A 16,440-nucleotide genomic window follows, 5' to 3' on the forward strand; every position below is an offset into this window, starting at 1 on the left:
TGGTGCGCTCTAATGGACTCGAACCATCGACCCCCACCATGTCAAGGTGGTGCTCTAACCAACTGAGCTAAGAGCGCAACACGCTGTCAGGGCGACAGCGGGGACGAATATTAACGGTACGCCGGAAAGCTGGCAAGGGAAAAAAACAGATAATCGGAACGACTGACCAGCATCTGTGCGAAGCGTCGCTTTTTTCAGCATTGCGGGCCAGATAAACGCCCGCTCAGCCACTTAGCGCGCCGCCCGCGCCAGAATAACCTCTGCGGGCAGACGCTGCATACGGCGAATACGCCAGATCATCATCGCGGCGGCAGAGGTCAGGCCCACAATAAAGCCGCACCAGAATCCGGCCGGACCCAGCGCCGGAACAATCCAGTCAGTCAGCGCCAGGATATAGCCTGCCGGCAGTCCCAATACCCAGTAAGCGATCAGCGTAATGAAAAAGATCGAGCGGGTATCTTTATAACCGCGCAGGATCCCGCTGCCGATAACCTGAATCGAATCGGAGAACTGATAGATCGCAGCCAGCAGCATCAGCTGGGCAGCCAGCGTAATGACCGCAGGGTTCGCCGTATAGAGCGCGGCGATATCGTGACGGAACGTGACGGTAAACAGGGCAGTGCAGGCCGCCATGGCGATGCCCACGCCCTGACCGGTCCAGGCGGCGGTGCGTGCACCTTCCGCCGAGCCTTCACCCAGCCGGTGACCCACGCGAATCGTGGTGGCTACCCCCAGCGACAGCGGCAGGACAAACATCAGTGAGCTGAAGTTAAGCGCGATCTGGTGTCCTGCGACATTCACAATGCCCAGTGGTGAAACCAGCAGCGCCACTACGGCAAACAGCGTAACTTCAAAGAACAGCGCCAGCGCTACCGGTAATCCCAGCGAAAAGAGCCGCGTGAGAATAGCGCGCGAGGGCGCTGACCAGCGTGAGGCCATGCGAATATCGCGCATCGCCGGCATACGCCGGAGCCAGAAGCGCATCACCAGAAACATCACCCAGTAGACGGAGGCGGTTGCCACGCCGCACCCCACGCCGCCGAGACGCGGCATACCAAAGTGGCCATAAATGAAGATGTAGTTCAGCGGAATGTTGGTCAGCAGCCCGAGAAAGCCCAGCAGCATGGCGGGTTTGGTTTTAGACAGACCGTCGCACTGGTTACGCGCCACCTGGAAAAAAAGATAGCCCGGTGCCCCCCAGAGCAGCGCATGCAGGTAACCTTCCGCTTTAATGGCCAGATCGGCGTCAATGTCATGCATTGCGCGGATAAGATAGCCCGCGTTCCATAACACAACCATAATGACAAGCGACACGGCCAGCGCCAGCCAGTACCCCTGGCGCACCTGCTCGGCAATGCGTTCACGTCGTCCGGACCCGTTGAGTTGCGCAACGGCTGGCGTCAGTGCCAGTAGCAGACCGTGGCCAAAAAGAATGGCGGGAAGCCAGATAGAGGTGCCAACAGCAACGGCGGCCATATCCGTGGCGCTTACCGCACCGGCCATAACGGTATCTACAAATCCCATCGCAGTCTGGGCTACCTGAGCGAGGATCACCGGGATTGCGAGGGCCAGCAGCTGACGCGCTTCTGTTAAATACTTCTGCACGTATCACCTGTTTAATTAAGAGAGAGAAATTATTCCCGGCGAATGCGCGCTCAATGCAGCCAGAGCCCGCACGCGGAACAAATAATGATAACAAATTTATTTGCCTTTTATGCAACCATTGCGCATGCGCAAATTAAGTTGTGCTGGCAGGCTGTGATAAGCTAAGACAAACGCGTGGAGAGGATAGTTATGTTTACGGGTATTGTGCAGGGCGTGGCGGAAATCGTCGCCATTGAAGAGAAAGAGCTGTTTCGCACTCATACTGTACGTCTTGATGCAGCCCTGCTGCCAGGGCTGGAGCTGGGGGCGTCTGTGGCGCACAACGGCTGCTGCCTGACCGTAACGGCCATCGAAGAGGATCGGGTCAGCTTTGACCTGATCAAAGAGACGCTGCGCATTACCAATCTGGGTGCGCTGCAGGTGGGTGACAGAGTCAATATTGAGCGTGCGGCTAAATTCAGCGATGAAATTGGCGGACACCTGATGTCGGGTCATATTATGACCACCGCTGAAATCTGCAAAATCATTCAGTCGGAAAATAACCGCGAAGTCTGGTTCAGACTGCAGGATGCAGAACAGATAAAATATATTCTGCGCAAAGGCTATATCGGTATTGATGGCATCAGCCTGACGGTCGGCGATGTAACCAAAACCAAATTCTGCGTCCACCTGATCCCGGAAACGCTGGAGCGCACCACGCTGGGAAGCAAAAAGCTGGGGCATAAGGTCAATATCGAAATCGATCCGCAAACGCAGGCGATTGTGGATACCGTTGAGCGCGTTATGGCGCAGCGTGAAGCCGCCCTGATTGCCGCGGCAACAGCGCCGGCCGGACCGGCAGAATAAACTTCAGTAAAGGCGCGCAGCGCGCCTTTTTAACCTAGCGCGCAACGCGCAGCCCGCCTTCATAGCCGCGACTGAACATCACCTGCCACAGCTGAATATCCCGGGCGCGAAAGGCACCTGCACACGCATTGAGATAGTAGCTGAACATACGCTTAAAACGCTCATCATAGCGGGCAGAGAGCTGCGGCCACGCCGCCAGGAAACGCGTATGCCACGCCATGAGCGTGGTGTCATAATCGGTCCCGAAGTTGTGCCAGTCTTCCATAATAAAATAAGGCTCACTGGCGTCCGCTATCTGTCGCACAGAGGGCAGGCAGCCATTCGGGAAAATATATTTATCGATCCACGGATCTACCCGCATATCGGTTCTTACCGCCCCGATAGTGTGCAGCAGAAAGAGGCCGCCGGGTTTCAGGTTGCGGTTAACCACACTGAAATAGGTCGCATAATTTTTCGGGCCAACGTGCTCAAACATCCCGACGGAAACGATGCGGTCAAACTGCTGCTCAAGGTCGCGATAATCCTGCAGCAGTATCGTGACGTCCAGCCCGGCGCAGCGCTGCTGTGCCATCTTTTGCTGCTCCTGGGAGATAGTGACGCCATATACGCTGACACCGTAGCGGCGGGCAGCAAACTCCGCCAGCCCGCCCCAGCCGCAGCCGATATCCAGCAGAGACATGCCGGGTTCAAGCTGCAGTTTACGGCAGATCAGATCCAGCTTGGCTTCCTGCGCCGCTTCCAGCGTGTCCGCATGATGCCAGTAGCCGCAGGAGTACTGCATATACGGGTCCAGCATCAGGCTGAACAGGTCATTACCCAAATCGTAGTGCGCTCTGCCGACCTGCCAGGCGCGCTTTTTTGATTGCAGATTGGTCAGCCGTGCAGCGGCGATGCGCAGCGTATCTTTGAAGTGGTGCGGCAGCTGGTGATCGAGATGATGTCTGAGCGCGCGCTGAAAAAACATATCCAGTCGTTCGCACGTCCACCACCCATCCATGTAACTTTCGCCCAGACCCAGTGAGCCTTCCTGTATCACGCGCTTAAAAAAGTCAGCATGATGAACCTGAATATCCCACGGTCGTGAACCATTAACGCGAATATTTGCCTGTTCAAGTAACTCCCGGGCAATACGAAACCACGCATTCTCTTCGGGAGTGACTGCTTCTGCACATGATGAACTCATAGCTTCTCCATCACCTTGTAAATAGGACCCGGGAAACAGAAGGATCTGCATCAGGTCTGTGAAAGAACGCAGGGTGGTGCCGTGCGCAGCTAAACCACATTAACAGAGGTATGAATAGTCCGGACTCACGCAATGCGCAGCGGCCTGGCCGCACGCAGAGGCTGTCCCGGTAAGACCGGGAGCGCTGTTCTTGTTATGAATATCAGAAGAGACAGCGACCTGCCGCGGGACGGCGGGCAGATCGCTCTCTGGCAAAATAGCACCAGACCGGCTTATGCGTTGTCTTCGCAGGGATGGGCGATATCGGCTGATTTTGCTGTTGCGCGCTGCCAGGCGAAGCCCATCCAGGCGAGCACCACCGTACTTACCATTACCAGCGTAGTGTGATAAAGCGCCTGCTGCAAACCAGCCGAGACAATCAGGCTGGCAAGGAAGCATAAGCCAAGCTGCAGCAGATTCTGTAAACCGGCTGCTTTACCGCTGGCGTGCGGGAACGGCGCCAGCGCGCTGGCAACCACAATCGGGTAGATAGCGCCGTTTGCCAGCGCCATCCCGCAAAAAGGCAGCAGCAGGGCAAAGAGCGACGGCGCGGGAAGCAGCGCAACGGCAAAGAGGCTCAGAATGCTCAGGCTGTAAATCAGCAGCAGCCACGGCAGCAGCTGCGCGCCCTGAAAGCGATTAAGCAGCGCACGACAGCCAAAACCGCCAATCAGGAAAGCCATCGTCTGCGGCACATAGCTGAGCCCGATATCGGCCGGGGTTAAGCCTGCGGCCGCCAGAATAAAGGGGGAGCCCGTCAGCCAGGCAAAGAAGCTGGCAGAGCAGGCGGAGTAAATCAGCACATTGCCACTGTAGGCGCGGGTAGCGAGCAGCGTCAGCCAGCCAGGCTGATCGCCGCGCGCCGCCTGAGAGATACGCGGCGAACGAAGTCTGAGGGTACCTGCCAGCAGCACCAGCGTAATCAGCGTCAGCACCAGGAAAATAGTGCGCCAGTGAAAATGACTCATCAGCCAGGCACCCAGCAGCGGAGCCAGAGCAGGAGAGAGCGCCACCAGCGGCATAATAGTGGCAAACACTTTATTGGCCTGCGCTTTAGGGTAGCGATCGATAACCAGCGCCTGCCAGCTCACGGCGGCGGCACAGACGCCCACAGCCTGAATAAAGCGCAGTGCCAGCATCAGCCAGACGTTGTCGGCCCACAGCATGGCCAGACAGCTCAGGGCAAATATTGAGAGGCCCGCCAGTAAAACCGGTTTGCGGCCAATTCGGTCAGAGAGGAGTCCCCAGCCCACCTGCGCACAGGCAAAGCCCGCCAGAAACAGGCTCAGGCTGGCGCTGATAACACCCGGAGCGGTGGCAAAATCACGCTGCATATCGCTGAATGCGGGCAGATACATATCCGTGGCGAGAAAGCCGAGCATGCTCAGCAGCGCCAGATAGGGCAGAAATCCTTTAGATGACATCACTATTTTTCTCATTCGGCAGGGAAACGCGGAGGAGTGTAAAAGGGTGCAGTCAGCTTTGTGAAACGCTAATATTTGCAGAGTGCTGTTAAATTTTTTGAAGGCAAAAATATGTGGTCTGAATATGCGCTTGAGGTGGCGGACGCCGTCGCCCGCACCGGCAGTTTCAGCGCGGCAGCGCAGGAGCTGCACCGCGTGCCTTCTGCTATCAGCTATACCATCAGGCAGCTGGAGAGCTGGCTGGCCGTGGAGCTGTTTGAACGCCAGCATCGGGAAGTGGTTCTGACGCCAGCCGGCGAGCATTTTGTGCGTGAAGGCCGCTCTGTTATCAAAAAAATGCTGGCGACGCGACGGCAGTGTCAGCAGCTGGCCAACGGCTGGCGCGGCCAGCTCACTATTGCCGTTGATTGTATCGTCAAGCCGCAGCGCACGCGCCAGCTGGTGAAAGATTTCTATCGCCACTTTCCCGATATGGAGCTGATCATCAGCTATGAAGTGTTTAACGGCGTATGGGATGCGCTGGCTGATGGCCGGGTTGACGTAGCCATTGGTGCCACGCAGGCGATCCCGGTTGGCGGACGCTTTGCTTTTCAGGATATGGGCGCCCTTAACTGGCGCTGCGTGGTCAGTCCGGATCACCCACTGGCGCAGAGCGCGCATCCTGACGAAGAGGCGCTGCGCGCCTGGCCGTCGCTGGTGCTGGAAGATACGTCGCGCGCGCTACCGCGCCGTATGACGTGGACGCTGGATAATCAGCGCCGGCTGGTGGTGCCGGAGTGGGAAACCGGAATCGACTGCCTGCAGGCTGGCCTGTGCGTAGGGATGATCCCGGGACACCTGGCGCGGCCGCTACTGGATAGCGGCGCGCTGGTGGAGCTGATATTGCCGCAGCCTTTTCCGGAGAGTCCCTGCTGCGTCAGCTGGGCCGGGCAGCGGGCGTCGCCGGCGCTGGCCTGGCTGCTGGAATACCTGGGAGATGCTGAGACGCTAAATCATGAGTGGCTCAGCGAGCGCCGCGCTTAGCGGCGATAGTCGCGAAACGGACCATCCCCGACCGAGCGACGCTCAATCAGGCTGGGCTGAACTTCAATCGTTTGCGGCTCTTCGCGTTTACTGGTAATGCGGTCCAGCAGCATCTCCAGCGCTTTTTCACCCAGCTGAGCTTTGGGCTGATGCACTGTCGTCAGCGCCGGCGTAAAGTAGCGGGCGTTGCGCACATTGTCATAGCCGATCACCGAAATATCCTGCGGAACGCGCAGGCCCATCTCATCGGCGGCGCAGATCGCGCCCATTGCCATGATGTCGCCGCCGCAGAACACAGCGGTAGGACGCTGCTTCTGGCTCAGGATCTGCTGCATCGCCTGATAACCCGACTCAGGTTCAAAATCGCCCTGCACGATCCACTCCGCACGCACCGCGATCCCCGCCTCTTGCATCGCCTGCAGGAAGCCGGCGTGCCGTCCGCCGCCGGTATTGCGCTCCAGCTGGCCCGGGATAGCGCCAATATCGCGATGACCGCGCTCGATCAGGTAACGACCGGCCAGGTAGCCGCCCTGAAAGGCATTATCCTGCACGGTATCGGTAAAATCACCGCGGGAAGCGCCCCAGTCCATGACCACCATCGGAATATTGCGATTCTCTTCCAGCATCTGAAGCAGATCGTCCGGATACTCAGAGCACATCACCAGCAGGCCATCTACCCGCTTTTGCGCCATCATCGACAGATAGGCGCGCTGCTTTTGCAGGTCATTGTGCGCGTTGCCCAGAATCAGCGTGTAGCCCTGAGCGAAGCAGTGATTTTCAATTGCTTCGATGATTTCAGCAAAGTAGGGGGCTTCACTGGACGTTGCCAGCAACCCCAGTGTTTTAGTGTGATTAACCTTCAGGCTGCGCGCCACGGCGCTGGGAGAATAGTGCAGCGCTTTAATCGCCTCCCACACGGCATTACGCGTCTCTTCAGCGACAAAGCGCGTTTTATTGATGACGTGCGAAACCGTGGTCGTTGATACGCCAGCGCGTTTTGCCACATCTTTAATTGTTGCCATGAAAATGGACCTCTTAAACCTATCGCAACTTTATGATAAGTATAGTGTTAAACGTTTGCGTCTGCGCAGGGTTTTCTGCCTCATTCCAGCGTAAAAATGGCTGATTCAGGGCGAGTAATTAACCGCAACAGATAATGACAGCAGCGTGCGCAAAAGGTGTTGCGCAACGAAAGGCGGCGATTCTAGCAAGGCAAGGGGCATAAAACGAGATTTTTACCTGCGGTCAGATGAAAATATTTAGAGTCCGACAACTGGCGTGTAGTCAGGCCGGGACGCGCGCGGCATGTTGCGCAACTGCTAACGAATGGTTTTAGGCGTCATCATGCGGCGTGCGCCAACATAGTGCTTCTGCCAGTAATCTTCACCCAGCGCGCTGATCTGGATATCTTTGCCGGTACGCGGCGACTGAATAAATTTGCCGTTACCCAGATAAACGCCAACATGATCGGCTGTGCCGCGATTATTGATGCGGAAAAACACCAGATCGCCTTTCTCCAGCATTTCGCGCTTGATGGGAGCGGCATCGCGCAGATGATACATTTCATTGGCCGTGCGCGGCAGCTTGAAACGGACCAGATCTTTATAGGCGTACCAGACCAGGCCACTGCAGTCGAATCCGGTAAGCGGAGAGGTGCCACCCCACTGATAAGGTTTGCCCAGCTGGCCCATAAGTTTAGTCATGGCGGTTTCACGCGCCTTCTGATAGCGCAGGCGGTGGGATTTGCTGAGCCTGATACCGGTCAGCGCATCATTACTCTCTTCCGCTGCCGCTGTTTTCCGGCTGGTACGCTGATGACCATATTTTTTGCTGGCAGAGAGGGCGGGCGCTTTTTTACGGGCGGTACGGGAAGTCACAGGCGGTTCTGCGTGCAGGCTTTTTTTCGATTTAACTTTTTGTACGGGCGTGACGCGTGTTTTTTTAGCCGAGGTTTTAACCGGACGTCGTTTGCGGCGTTCATCGTCGCGCGCACTCTTTTTCTCCGCTTTCTGCAGGCTGGCGTTAACCGGCTTGTGCGGTGAAGCAGCGGCCACGTTAAAAAACAGCTGAGCAAAAGCCAGTATGAAAAGCGTAATCAGTAAACGCATAGTCCGGTTACAGGTTCGGCAGGCTGCAGAAGCAGACCGCGGCAATATTAGAAAATTCTGATCAGCGATCAGCGCCGGATTGATTCTAATCCACTTTTTTTACAAAAGGTAAGGTCTTTTTTATTAAATCCATCAACACAAGGGCTGTGCAGCAAAAATGAGCGGTTTCAGGCGGTTAACGCAGCATATTTATTGCTAATCGTGTATTAATACACACTTCGTCATACGCCCGTGGCGGCAAACTTAACAAACATGGCGATTCATGCCGCAACGAGGCAAATTCCCGATTTCAGTCGCGGGATGAAGTCGCTACAATAAACAAACACGAAGTGAAGAATTAAGGAAGGCAAAAATGAGTACTGTTGAAAAAATTCAGCGCCAGATCGCAGAAAACCCGATCCTGCTGTATATGAAAGGATCGCCAAAACTGCCAAGCTGCGGCTTCTCAGCTCAGGCTGTTCAGGCGCTCTCTGCCTGTGGCGAACGCTTCGCGTATGTCGATATCCTGCAGAATCCTGATATCCGTGCTGAACTGCCAAAATACGCTAACTGGCCAACCTTCCCGCAGCTGTGGGTGGATGGTGAGCTGGTCGGCGGCTGCGATATCATCGTTGAAATGTTCCAGCGCGGTGAACTTCAGCCGCTGATCAAAGAAACCGCTGAGAAGCACAAAGAAGCGGAATAAATCAAAAGGCCGGCGCAGCGCCGGCCTTTTTTATTCTCTTACTCTGCCGCGCTTTCGCCTGCGGCTTCGCTCTCTGCTTCAGCGTCATTCAGCGCCAGCGGCCAGCCACCTAAACGCTTCCAGCGGTTTACCAGCTCGCAAAACAGCATTGCCGTCTGCTCTGTATCATAGAGCGCCGAGTGCGCCTGCGTGCTGTCAAAATCGATACCTGCCGCCTTGCACGCTTTCGCCAGCACCGTCTGTCCCAGTACCAGCCCGCTCAGCGCTGCCGTATCAAAGGTGGCAAACGGATGGAAGGGGTTGCGCTTCAGGCTGGCACGCTCAGCCGCCGCCGTGACAAAGCTGTGATCAAAGTTGGCATTATGCGCCACGATAATCGCCCGGTTGCAGCCGCTCTCTTTGAGCCCTTTGCGCACCTGTTTAAAGATGGCGTGCAGCGCTTCATATTCGCTCACTGCGCCGCGCAGCGGGTTTGCAGGATCGATACCGGTAAACGCCAGCGCTTCAGGATGAAGAAGGGCACCTGCAAAGGGTTCGATGTGGAAATGCAGGGTTTCGTCACGCTGCAGCCAGCCATCCTCATCCATTTTCAGGGTCGTGGCGGCAATCTCCAGCAGTGCATCAGTCTGCGCATTAAAACCGGCGGTTTCAACATCAATAACTACCGGATAAAAGCCGCGAAAGCGTTGGTTAAGGGCGTTCTGGGCGTTCGATTCAGACATCAGGATCTCATAGCAGTGAAAAGGGCAGCGCGCATTATGGCAAAAAAGGCGGGAGGGTGCAGCAGATGAGAAAAACCAGCCCGCAAATTTGCGGGCTGGCGTCAGGCATCAGTTACCAAGACCATTGCCGGCATGCTTGTTTTCAATCAGCTCAATTTTATAGCCATCGGGATCTTCAACAAACGCAATAATCGTGCTGCCACCTTTAACCGGGCCCGCCTCACGGGTGACGTTGCCGCCCGCGCTGCGGATGCGCTCGCAGGTGGCGGCGACATCGTCCACGCCCAGCGCGATGTGACCATAGGCGTTACCGAGGTCATATTTTTCCGTACCCCAGTTATAGGTCAGCTCAATGACCGCACCTTCGCTCTCTTCGGTGTAGCCAACAAATGCCAGAGTATATTTATATTCTGCATTTTCACTCTGACGCAGCACGCGCATACCCAGTACGCGGGTATAGAAGTCAATTGAGCGTTGCAGATCGCCAACGCGTAACATGGTGTGAAGTAAACGCATAACATCCTCTTTTTTAACATGGTCAGATTTTGACGCAGAAACAGTACAAGTATAGCGGGTGACGGGGCTGCCGCATCGTTATGCGGCAGCTGCCGGTTACAGCGTCGGGTAGTCGATGTAACCTTCCGCACCGCCGCCGTAGAAACTCTCCGGGCGCTGCGGGTTAAGCGGAGCATCCTGCTGCAGGCGGGCAACCAGGTCCGGGTTGGCAATAAAGTCGCGGCCAAACGCCACGGCATCAATCAGGCCGCGCGCGATCAAATCATCCGCTTTTTCCACGCTGTAGGCACCGGCACCGATGATCACACCGGGGAAAGCCGCGCGGACTTTTTCGCGGAACGCATCAGTGTAAGGTTTGCCACCCGCCCAGTCTGGCTCAGAAAGGTGCAGATAGGCCAGGCCGCGTTTGCCCAGTTCACTGATATACCAGAGCGCAGCTTCCTCTTCATCCGGGCCATTTTCCAGGTTCTGGAACGCCCCGACAGGTGAAACGCGGATCCCGACGCGATCGGCAGACCAGTTGGCGATCGCGGCATCCACCACTTCCAGCGCAAAGCGGCCGCGCTTTTCAATCGAGCCGCCATACTCATCGTCCCGCTTGTTTGAGTCAGGCGACAGGAACTGGTGCATCAGATAGCCGTGCGCTGAGTGCAGCTCAAGCAGGTCAAAGCCAGCCTCGCGGGCATTGGCTGCAGCCTGGCCGAAATCCTGCACAATCTGTTTAATTTCATCGACGGTCAGTTCGCGCGGCACGGAGGTCTCTTCGCGATACACGCTGCCGTCAGCGGCGCGCAGCGAGGTACGGGTACCGGCTGGCAGGGCAGACGGCGCAACCGGTGCATTGCCCTCGGGCTGCACGCTGTAATGCGAAATGCGGCCGGTATGCCACAGCTGAACCGCAACGTGGCCCTGAGCAGCGTGAATACCTTCGTTGATCATCTTCCAGGCATCAATCTGCTGCTGCGTATGCAGGCCCGGTGCGCCCGCATAGCCTTTAGCCTGAAAAGAGACCTGCGTCGCTTCAGTAATGATCAGGCCCGCTCCGGCACGCTGCTGGTAGTACTCAGCCATCATCGGCGTGGGAACATCACCCGGCTCAATGCTGCGCAGCCGCGTCAGCGGTGCCATAAATACGCGGTTAGGAACGGTAACTGCACCCACTTTCAGCGGGGAAAATAGCTGTTTGCTCGCCATAGTAATTCCTCTATTAGACCGGTCGTCTATAAACATCTGTTTTAAAAATGCGGGCCGTTAAGCCACTGTTCGATAGTGCTGAGTGCCAGATTAATTGGATCGGGCTCGCGGGAAATTTTACTCTGCAGGCTGGCGCCCAGCCAGAGCAGGTAGCAACGCTGCGCAAGCTGCACCGGAGTCTGATTAAATAGCAGCGGCTGTTCAGCCGCAGCCTCGGTCAGGCAGTGTGCGTAAGCGGCAATAATGGCGCTGGCGCCGCGCTGCAGCGCATCGCGCATCGGCTCTGAGAGATCGCATACCTCAGCCGACAGCTTGACGCCCAGGCAGCCCATAATAAGCCCCTGCTCAGTAAACAGCTGCTGGCCTGAACGAAAATGCGCCAGCAGCCGCTGACGCGCGGGCAGGGATGGCAGGGTCAGCTGCTGATTGATCTGCTGCAGATAATTGACGAAATAGCGCTCCAGCAGCGCGACGCCAAACGCCTCTTTAGAGCGGAAATAGTAATAGAAGGACCCTTTTGGCACGGCCGCCAGCGTGAGCACTTCGTTGAGTCCCATTCCGGTAAAGCCGCGCTGCAGACAAACCTGCTCGCCGGTAGCGAGCAGGTGTTCACGGGTTTCATTACGTTGCACACTTTTATTCATGAGCAGAAGCCTAGTAGACCAGTCGGTCTAATGCAAGCGTCAGCTTTTCTGCTGGCACGATTTGATCATATCCAGCTGCGGCTGATAAACCTGTGTCCGGATATCGAACAGGCCCAGCAGCGTATGAAACAGGTTATCCTGGGAGACCGGCTGCGTTGCGGCCTGCTGCCGCAGACAGGTTTCATCCAGATGAAACGCGCTGGCATAGCCGGGTGAAAACCACATCAGCAGCGGAATGTGCGTCTGCTGTGACGGGGCAAGCATCCAGGGCGCACCGTGCAGGTACATACCGTGTTCGCCCAGCGACTCGCCGTGATCCGAAAGATAGACCAGCGCCACGTTAAAGCGGTCGCTCAGCGCTTTCAGCTTGTCGATAGTCTGGCTCAGCATGCTGTCGGTATAAAGCAGGGTATTGTCGTAGGTGTTGACCAGCGCCTGCGGATCGCAATCCTGAATCTGATTACTGTCGCAGGTGGGTGTAAAACGGCGGAACGCAGCCGGATAGCGCAGATAGTAGGCCGGGCCGTGGCTTCCCATCTGATGCAGCACGATCACGCTGTCGTTATGTAAACTGTCAACGTAGTTATCGAAGCGATGCAGCAGCACGTCATCGAGGCAGAATCCGCTATGGCAGTATTGCGGTAACGACCACTGCGTCATGTCAGTGTGCGGCACGCGGTCGCAGGCGCCTTTACAGCCGCCATCATTCTCACGCCACAATACGCTGACTCCGGCGTGCGCCAGCACATCCAGTACGCCCTCCTGGTGATGTGCCAGGTCAGCATCGTAATGCTCGCGCGGCATCACCGAGAACATACAGGGTACAGAAACCGCCGTCTCGGTGCCGCAGGAGGTCGCATGCGGATAGTAAATCACCTGCTGCTTCTGCAGTTCCGGATTGGTCTGGCGCGCATAGCCGCCCAGCGAAAAGTTCTCCGCGCGTGCCGTTTCTCCGACAACCAGCACCACCAGCGTTTTTTTAGCCGCCTGCGCGATTAGCGGGCCTTTGCGGGCATCCTGACCGATTTTAATCAGCGCCTGGCTGCCCTGCAGATAGCGCTTATCAACATAGTGGCCGGCGCCGCTGATCACATTGGCTGGCGTGATCATTTTTACCAGCCCTTTGTTGTTACGGATCAGTGACGCATAATCTTTGTAGAACAGGGCTGCCATCAGCAGGATCACCAGCAGCGCCCCCAGCGCTCCCGCCAGCCGCTGCAGGATGCTCCACCACCAGCGCTGACTGCGTCTGACGCGCACGAAGGCGATCAGCAGCACCGGCAGCAGCCCCATTAGCAGCATCCAGACCAGCCAGCGCGGGCTTACCAGCGCATCCGCCTCCTGCACGCTGGACTCAAAGACGTTGGCCACCATATTGGTGTCGATCACCGTCTCAAAGCTGAACATAAAGTAGCTGGCTGCTGCACTGATCAGCACCAGGACAATCAACAGTGGCTTACGTACCCACGGCCAGGCAAACAGGCAAAACAGGAGATAGAATGCGGCCGTCAGCACGACCGGCATGCTGGCAGCAAAAAGGTAGTCGTGCAGTCGGGTATACGTAATGATTTTCCACGCCTGATGCAGAAACAGCGCGTTCAGAATCAACGCGAACAGCAGGGCAGCCAGCAGATTAAACCGGTTTTCGTGACACTGTAACTTAATGGCAGATTTCATTGAGGTTCATTATCAAGTCAGAATGGACGCACAATAGAGAAGAAATCTGAGGATAACCTTAAACGCCCTGCAGATGGCATTATTGTTAAAGTTAAATAACACTTATTGATTAGTTCAGAGAGCCGGGCAGGCACGCTTTCTTTTTGCCCGCCGCTTGCAGTTCACGCGGAAACTGTTATCACTATGTTATCCAGTAGCGAATCAGAGGCAGATGTGGCTGAACAACTCGAGTTTTTCCCGGTACCCAGCCCCTGTCGCGGCATCTGTCAGACCGATGCGCGCGGCTATTGTCGCGGCTGCCTGCGAAGTCGTGAAGAGCGTTTTAACTGGATGCGCTTCAGCGATGCGCAGAAGCGTGAAGTGCTAAGGCTGTGCCGGCAGCGCTATCTGCGCCTGCAGCGTCAGCAAAAGCCGGATGCGGATCAGGATCCGCAGCAGCCCTCGCTGTTTTAAACGCCGCTTCTGTCCTCATTTCGTTATACTCCCTTTTTTAACATTCAATGCAGGGAGTTTTGTTATGTTACAACCTCAGGCCATCTCCCCTCAGGGGCCGGCGTTCTCTCCTCTGGTAGTCGGCTACTGGCGGCTAATGGAGTGGGGGATGACACCACAGCAGCTGGTCTCATTTATTGAGTATCATCTCTCCCTCGGGCTGACCACGGTCGATCATGCGGACATCTATGGCGATTATCAGTGTGAGGCGGCGTTTGGGGCTGCGCTGCGCCTGGCGCCACAGCTGCGCGAACAGCTGCAGATTGTCACTAAGTGCGGCATCGCAACGCGGGCCAAACCTGAGCATCAAATCGGACACTACATCACCGATGCCAGCCATATTCTTCGCAGTGCGGAAAACTCGCTCACGCATTTTGCGACTGACTACCTCGACCTGCTGCTGATCCATCGTCCCGATCCGCTGATGGATGCCGATGAAGTGGCCGAAGCGTTTATGCAGCTGCATCAGAGCGGTAAAGTGCGTCATTTTGGCGTCTCGAATTTTACCCCGGCGCAGTTTTCGCTGCTGCAGTCGCGCCTGCCGTTCACGCTGGTGACTAACCAGCTGGAGATCTCGCCGCTGGAGCAGACCGCGCTGCTGGATGGCACGCTCGATCAGTGTCAGCAGGCGCGGATGCGTCCTATGGCGTGGTCCTGCCTCGGCGGCGGCCGTCTGTTCAGCGATCCACACTACCAGCCGCTGCGCGACGAGCTGAGCCAGGTTCAGCAGGAGATCGGTGCGGCCACGATTGAGCAGGTGGTCTATGCCTGGATCATGATGCTGCCATGCCGGCCACTGCCGATCATCGGCTCCGGTAAAACCGGCCGCATCGGTCAGGCGGCAGAGGCGGCTGCGCTGACGCTTAATCGCCAGCAGTGGTTCCGGATCCGTAAAGCCGCGCTCGGCTACGATGTGCCCTGAAGCGTAAAGCTTCGTCAACCTGCAGCAGCGCGGGCAAAAAGCGTCCAGACTTATCGGGTCTATCAACCGTAAGGAGACGTTATGAAAAGAACGCTTATTGCTCTTATGACGCTGGCCTGTTCGGCCGGTGCCAGTGCTGCTTCTCAGGAGGTCACGCTGCATCAGGTTTCCGCCCAGGGCGTCGGCGAGGCCGTGGGTAAAGTGACCATTACGGAAACGGACTACGGTCTGCAATTTACCCCGGCGTTATCCGGTATGAAACCGGGCATTCATGGTTTCCATGTGCATGCTAAAGGCAGCTGTGAACCTGGCGAGTCGCAGGGGAAAACCGTGGCCGCCGGCGCTGCGGGTGGCCATCTTGATCCGCAGAACAGCGGCAAGCACCTCGGCCCTTATGCCGACGGGCACCTCGGCGATCTGCCGGCTCTCTATGTCACAGATGACGGCAAAGCCAGCTATCCGGTGGTTGCACCGCGTCTGAAATCGCTCAGTGATATTAAAGGTAAGGCGCTGATGGTTCACGTGGGCGGTGATAACCATGCCGATCATCCTGAACCGCTGGGAGGCGGAGGGGCGCGTCTTGCCTGCGGCGTAATCTGATCGACAGCGGGTAGCGCAGTAAGAGCTGCCCGCTGCAATAAAATTCTGACACCGTTTAATGCTACTCAGTACGATTATTCCGCTCTATCATAGCGATACAGTCAGGGAACCACTCAGGGGCAGGAATGAAAAGCTTAGGGATAGTGCTACTGGCACTGTTACTTGCAGGGTGCGATCGGCCCAGGGATACGCAGCTGCGTCTCGACGCCAGCCGTCAGCTGCAGCGCAATATAGATACCAGTCCGCTGCGCGTCAGCTGCGAGCATATCGCCCGCGGCCGGGAGTGGCTGACGCCGCATAGCGTGCAGCAGCTGGAGAAGCACCATTGCCAGAACGTGCTGCGCAGCGCCAGCGAAACTAATTTCCTCAATACGGCAATCTATACGCAGACTATCCCGGTGGTCTGCGGCTCAATTCAGGGGCGCAGCTTTACCGGAACCACGCTGACCCGCCGCTTTATCTACTCTTATGATGAAAAAGCGCTGGTGATCAGGCCGGAGAGCGAACAGGATAAAAGCCGGTTTGAAGATCGTAAAACGCTGGCGCAGCTGCAAACCGATTTTCAGAATCAGTGGGCAAAATATTGTCGGTAACTACTCCGGCAGTGCCTGCTGTAGCTGAGCCAGCGCACGCTTCGCGAGTGGTCAGGGACTTTACAAGCAGTTAAGCCACATACCCTGGCGCAGCCGCCACAGGGCTGGCCTGCTATTTGTATTTTGTCCTGTAAACTCGCAAAATGGTGTAAAATCTGGCTTGATAG

17 protein-coding genes and 1 tRNA gene are annotated in these 16,440 nt (G+C 56.6%); 7 read left to right on the forward strand and 11 right to left on the reverse strand.

All coding sequences use genetic code 11. The features are described from left to right. Nucleotides 1–77, reverse strand: a tRNA-Val gene (locus AC2CF9_RS01635). Between the two features lie 154 nt (nucleotides 78–231). Continuing rightward, nucleotides 232–1,605 (reverse strand): MATE family efflux transporter, encoded by a 1,374-nt coding sequence (locus tag AC2CF9_RS01640; RefSeq protein WP_150017437.1) that lies wholly within the window; start codon nucleotides 1,603–1,605, stop codon nucleotides 232–234. Between the two features lie 189 nt (nucleotides 1,606–1,794). On the opposite strand from AC2CF9_RS01640, the gene AC2CF9_RS01645 reads away from it, so the two are divergent. Then, nucleotides 1,795–2,451: a riboflavin synthase gene (locus AC2CF9_RS01645; RefSeq protein ID WP_039384122.1), complete on the forward strand. Its 657-nt coding sequence runs from the start codon at nucleotides 1,795–1,797 to the stop codon at nucleotides 2,449–2,451. Between the two features lie 34 nt (nucleotides 2,452–2,485). Here the strand turns inward: AC2CF9_RS01645 and cfa are convergent, their stop codons facing one another. Continuing rightward, entirely contained in the window at nucleotides 2,486–3,634 is a 1,149-nt protein-coding gene (gene cfa / locus AC2CF9_RS01650; RefSeq protein ID WP_484556098.1) for a cyclopropane fatty acyl phospholipid synthase, read from the reverse strand. A gap of 272 nt (nucleotides 3,635–3,906) precedes the next feature. Next, on the reverse strand, nucleotides 3,907–5,100 hold the full coding sequence (gene punC, locus AC2CF9_RS01655) for a purine nucleoside transporter PunC (protein ID WP_150017439.1): 1,194 nt from the start codon (nucleotides 5,098–5,100) through the stop codon (nucleotides 3,907–3,909). Between the two features lie 108 nt (nucleotides 5,101–5,208). Between punC and punR the strand changes: the two genes are divergently transcribed. Further along, a complete protein-coding gene (punR, locus tag AC2CF9_RS01660) occupies nucleotides 5,209–6,120 on the forward strand; it encodes a DNA-binding transcriptional activator PunR (protein ID WP_150017440.1) in 912 nt (303 codons plus the stop codon). Here the strand turns inward: punR and purR are convergent. Both purR and AC2CF9_RS01670 read right to left on the reverse strand, forming a co-directional pair. After that, nucleotides 6,117–7,142, reverse strand: a complete 1,026-nt coding sequence (purR, locus tag AC2CF9_RS01665) for an HTH-type transcriptional repressor PurR (RefSeq protein ID WP_039384130.1) — start codon at nucleotides 7,140–7,142, stop codon at nucleotides 6,117–6,119. The two genes, punR and purR, sit on opposite strands and share 4 nt — an antisense overlap. Nucleotides 7,143–7,439: 297 nt before the next feature. After that, complete coding sequence (locus tag AC2CF9_RS01670; RefSeq protein WP_484556099.1) at nucleotides 7,440–8,228, reverse strand: C40 family peptidase; 789 nt, start codon at nucleotides 8,226–8,228, stop codon at nucleotides 7,440–7,442. A gap of 352 nt (nucleotides 8,229–8,580) precedes the next feature. Here AC2CF9_RS01670 and AC2CF9_RS01675 point away from each other — a divergent pair, with 352 nt between their 5' ends. Beyond that, on the forward strand, nucleotides 8,581–8,913 hold the full coding sequence (locus AC2CF9_RS01675) for a Grx4 family monothiol glutaredoxin (protein ID WP_021506217.1): 333 nt from the start codon (nucleotides 8,581–8,583) through the stop codon (nucleotides 8,911–8,913). 38 nt (nucleotides 8,914–8,951) lie between these two features. Here AC2CF9_RS01675 and rnt read toward each other — a convergent pair whose 3' ends face one another. The 5 genes from rnt to eptA form a co-directional block, all read right to left on the reverse strand. Further along, a complete protein-coding gene (gene rnt, locus AC2CF9_RS01680; protein ID WP_150017442.1) occupies nucleotides 8,952–9,635 on the reverse strand; it encodes a ribonuclease T in 684 nt (227 codons plus the stop codon). A 108-nt stretch (nucleotides 9,636–9,743) separates the two neighbouring features. Next, nucleotides 9,744–10,151, reverse strand: a complete 408-nt coding sequence (gene gloA / locus AC2CF9_RS01685; protein WP_039384137.1) for a lactoylglutathione lyase — start codon at nucleotides 10,149–10,151, stop codon at nucleotides 9,744–9,746. A gap of 96 nt (nucleotides 10,152–10,247) precedes the next feature. Then, nucleotides 10,248–11,345, reverse strand: coding sequence for an alkene reductase (gene nemA / locus AC2CF9_RS01690; protein WP_113655489.1), 1,098 nt, complete (start codon nucleotides 11,343–11,345; stop codon nucleotides 10,248–10,250). A 41-nt stretch (nucleotides 11,346–11,386) separates the two neighbouring features. Continuing rightward, a complete protein-coding gene (locus AC2CF9_RS01695) occupies nucleotides 11,387–11,989 on the reverse strand; it encodes a TetR/AcrR family transcriptional regulator (protein WP_484556100.1) in 603 nt (200 codons plus the stop codon). A gap of 39 nt (nucleotides 11,990–12,028) precedes the next feature. Then, nucleotides 12,029–13,666: a phosphoethanolamine transferase EptA gene (gene eptA / locus AC2CF9_RS01700; protein WP_484556101.1), complete on the reverse strand. Its 1,638-nt coding sequence runs from the start codon at nucleotides 13,664–13,666 to the stop codon at nucleotides 12,029–12,031. Between the two features lie 183 nt (nucleotides 13,667–13,849). Here eptA and AC2CF9_RS01705 point away from each other — a divergent pair, with 183 nt between their 5' ends. The 4 genes from AC2CF9_RS01705 to AC2CF9_RS01720 all read left to right on the forward strand — a co-directional run bounded on the left by AC2CF9_RS01705 (nucleotide 13,850) and on the right by AC2CF9_RS01720 (nucleotide 16,273). Then, a complete protein-coding gene (locus tag AC2CF9_RS01705; protein ID WP_162287178.1) occupies nucleotides 13,850–14,119 on the forward strand; it encodes a DUF1289 domain-containing protein in 270 nt (89 codons plus the stop codon). A 64-nt stretch (nucleotides 14,120–14,183) separates the two neighbouring features. Beyond that, entirely contained in the window at nucleotides 14,184–15,080 is an 897-nt protein-coding gene (locus tag AC2CF9_RS01710; RefSeq protein WP_484556102.1) for an aldo/keto reductase, read from the forward strand. 81 nt (nucleotides 15,081–15,161) lie between these two features. Continuing rightward, nucleotides 15,162–15,680, forward strand: a complete 519-nt coding sequence (gene sodC, locus AC2CF9_RS01715; RefSeq protein ID WP_484556103.1) for a superoxide dismutase [Cu-Zn] SodC — start codon at nucleotides 15,162–15,164, stop codon at nucleotides 15,678–15,680. Between the two features lie 125 nt (nucleotides 15,681–15,805). Then, a complete protein-coding gene (locus AC2CF9_RS01720) occupies nucleotides 15,806–16,273 on the forward strand; it encodes a hypothetical protein (RefSeq protein WP_484556104.1) in 468 nt (155 codons plus the stop codon). The last annotated feature ends 167 nt before the right edge of the window (nucleotides 16,274–16,440 follow it).

The organism is Pantoea sp. SYBGC1, assembly GCF_057197005.1.

Coding starts and splice junctions, on each gene's coding strand:
- AC2CF9_RS01645 (WP_039384122.1), top strand. CDS start 1,795: ATGTTTACGGGTATTGTGCAGGGCGTGGCGGAAATCGTCGCCATTGAA.
- cfa (WP_484556098.1), bottom strand. CDS start 3,634: ATGAGTTCATCATGTGCAGAAGCAGTCACTCCCGAAGAGAATGCGTGG.
- punR (WP_150017440.1), top strand. CDS start 5,209: ATGTGGTCTGAATATGCGCTTGAGGTGGCGGACGCCGTCGCCCGCACC.
- purR (WP_039384130.1), bottom strand. CDS start 7,142: ATGGCAACAATTAAAGATGTGGCAAAACGCGCTGGCGTATCAACGACC.
- AC2CF9_RS01670 (WP_484556099.1), bottom strand. CDS start 8,228: ATGCGTTTACTGATTACGCTTTTCATACTGGCTTTTGCTCAGCTGTTT.
- AC2CF9_RS01675 (WP_021506217.1), top strand. CDS start 8,581: ATGAGTACTGTTGAAAAAATTCAGCGCCAGATCGCAGAAAACCCGATC.
- rnt (WP_150017442.1), bottom strand. CDS start 9,635: ATGTCTGAATCGAACGCCCAGAACGCCCTTAACCAACGCTTTCGCGGC.
- gloA (WP_039384137.1), bottom strand. CDS start 10,151: ATGCGTTTACTTCACACCATGTTACGCGTTGGCGATCTGCAACGCTCA.
- nemA (WP_113655489.1), bottom strand. CDS start 11,345: ATGGCGAGCAAACAGCTATTTTCCCCGCTGAAAGTGGGTGCAGTTACC.
- AC2CF9_RS01695 (WP_484556100.1), bottom strand. CDS start 11,989: ATGAATAAAAGTGTGCAACGTAATGAAACCCGTGAACACCTGCTCGCT.
- eptA (WP_484556101.1), bottom strand. CDS start 13,666: ATGAAATCTGCCATTAAGTTACAGTGTCACGAAAACCGGTTTAATCTG.
- AC2CF9_RS01705 (WP_162287178.1), top strand. CDS start 13,850: ATGTTATCCAGTAGCGAATCAGAGGCAGATGTGGCTGAACAACTCGAG.
- AC2CF9_RS01710 (WP_484556102.1), top strand. CDS start 14,184: ATGTTACAACCTCAGGCCATCTCCCCTCAGGGGCCGGCGTTCTCTCCT.
- sodC (WP_484556103.1), top strand. CDS start 15,162: ATGAAAAGAACGCTTATTGCTCTTATGACGCTGGCCTGTTCGGCCGGT.
- AC2CF9_RS01720 (WP_484556104.1), top strand. CDS start 15,806: ATGAAAAGCTTAGGGATAGTGCTACTGGCACTGTTACTTGCAGGGTGC.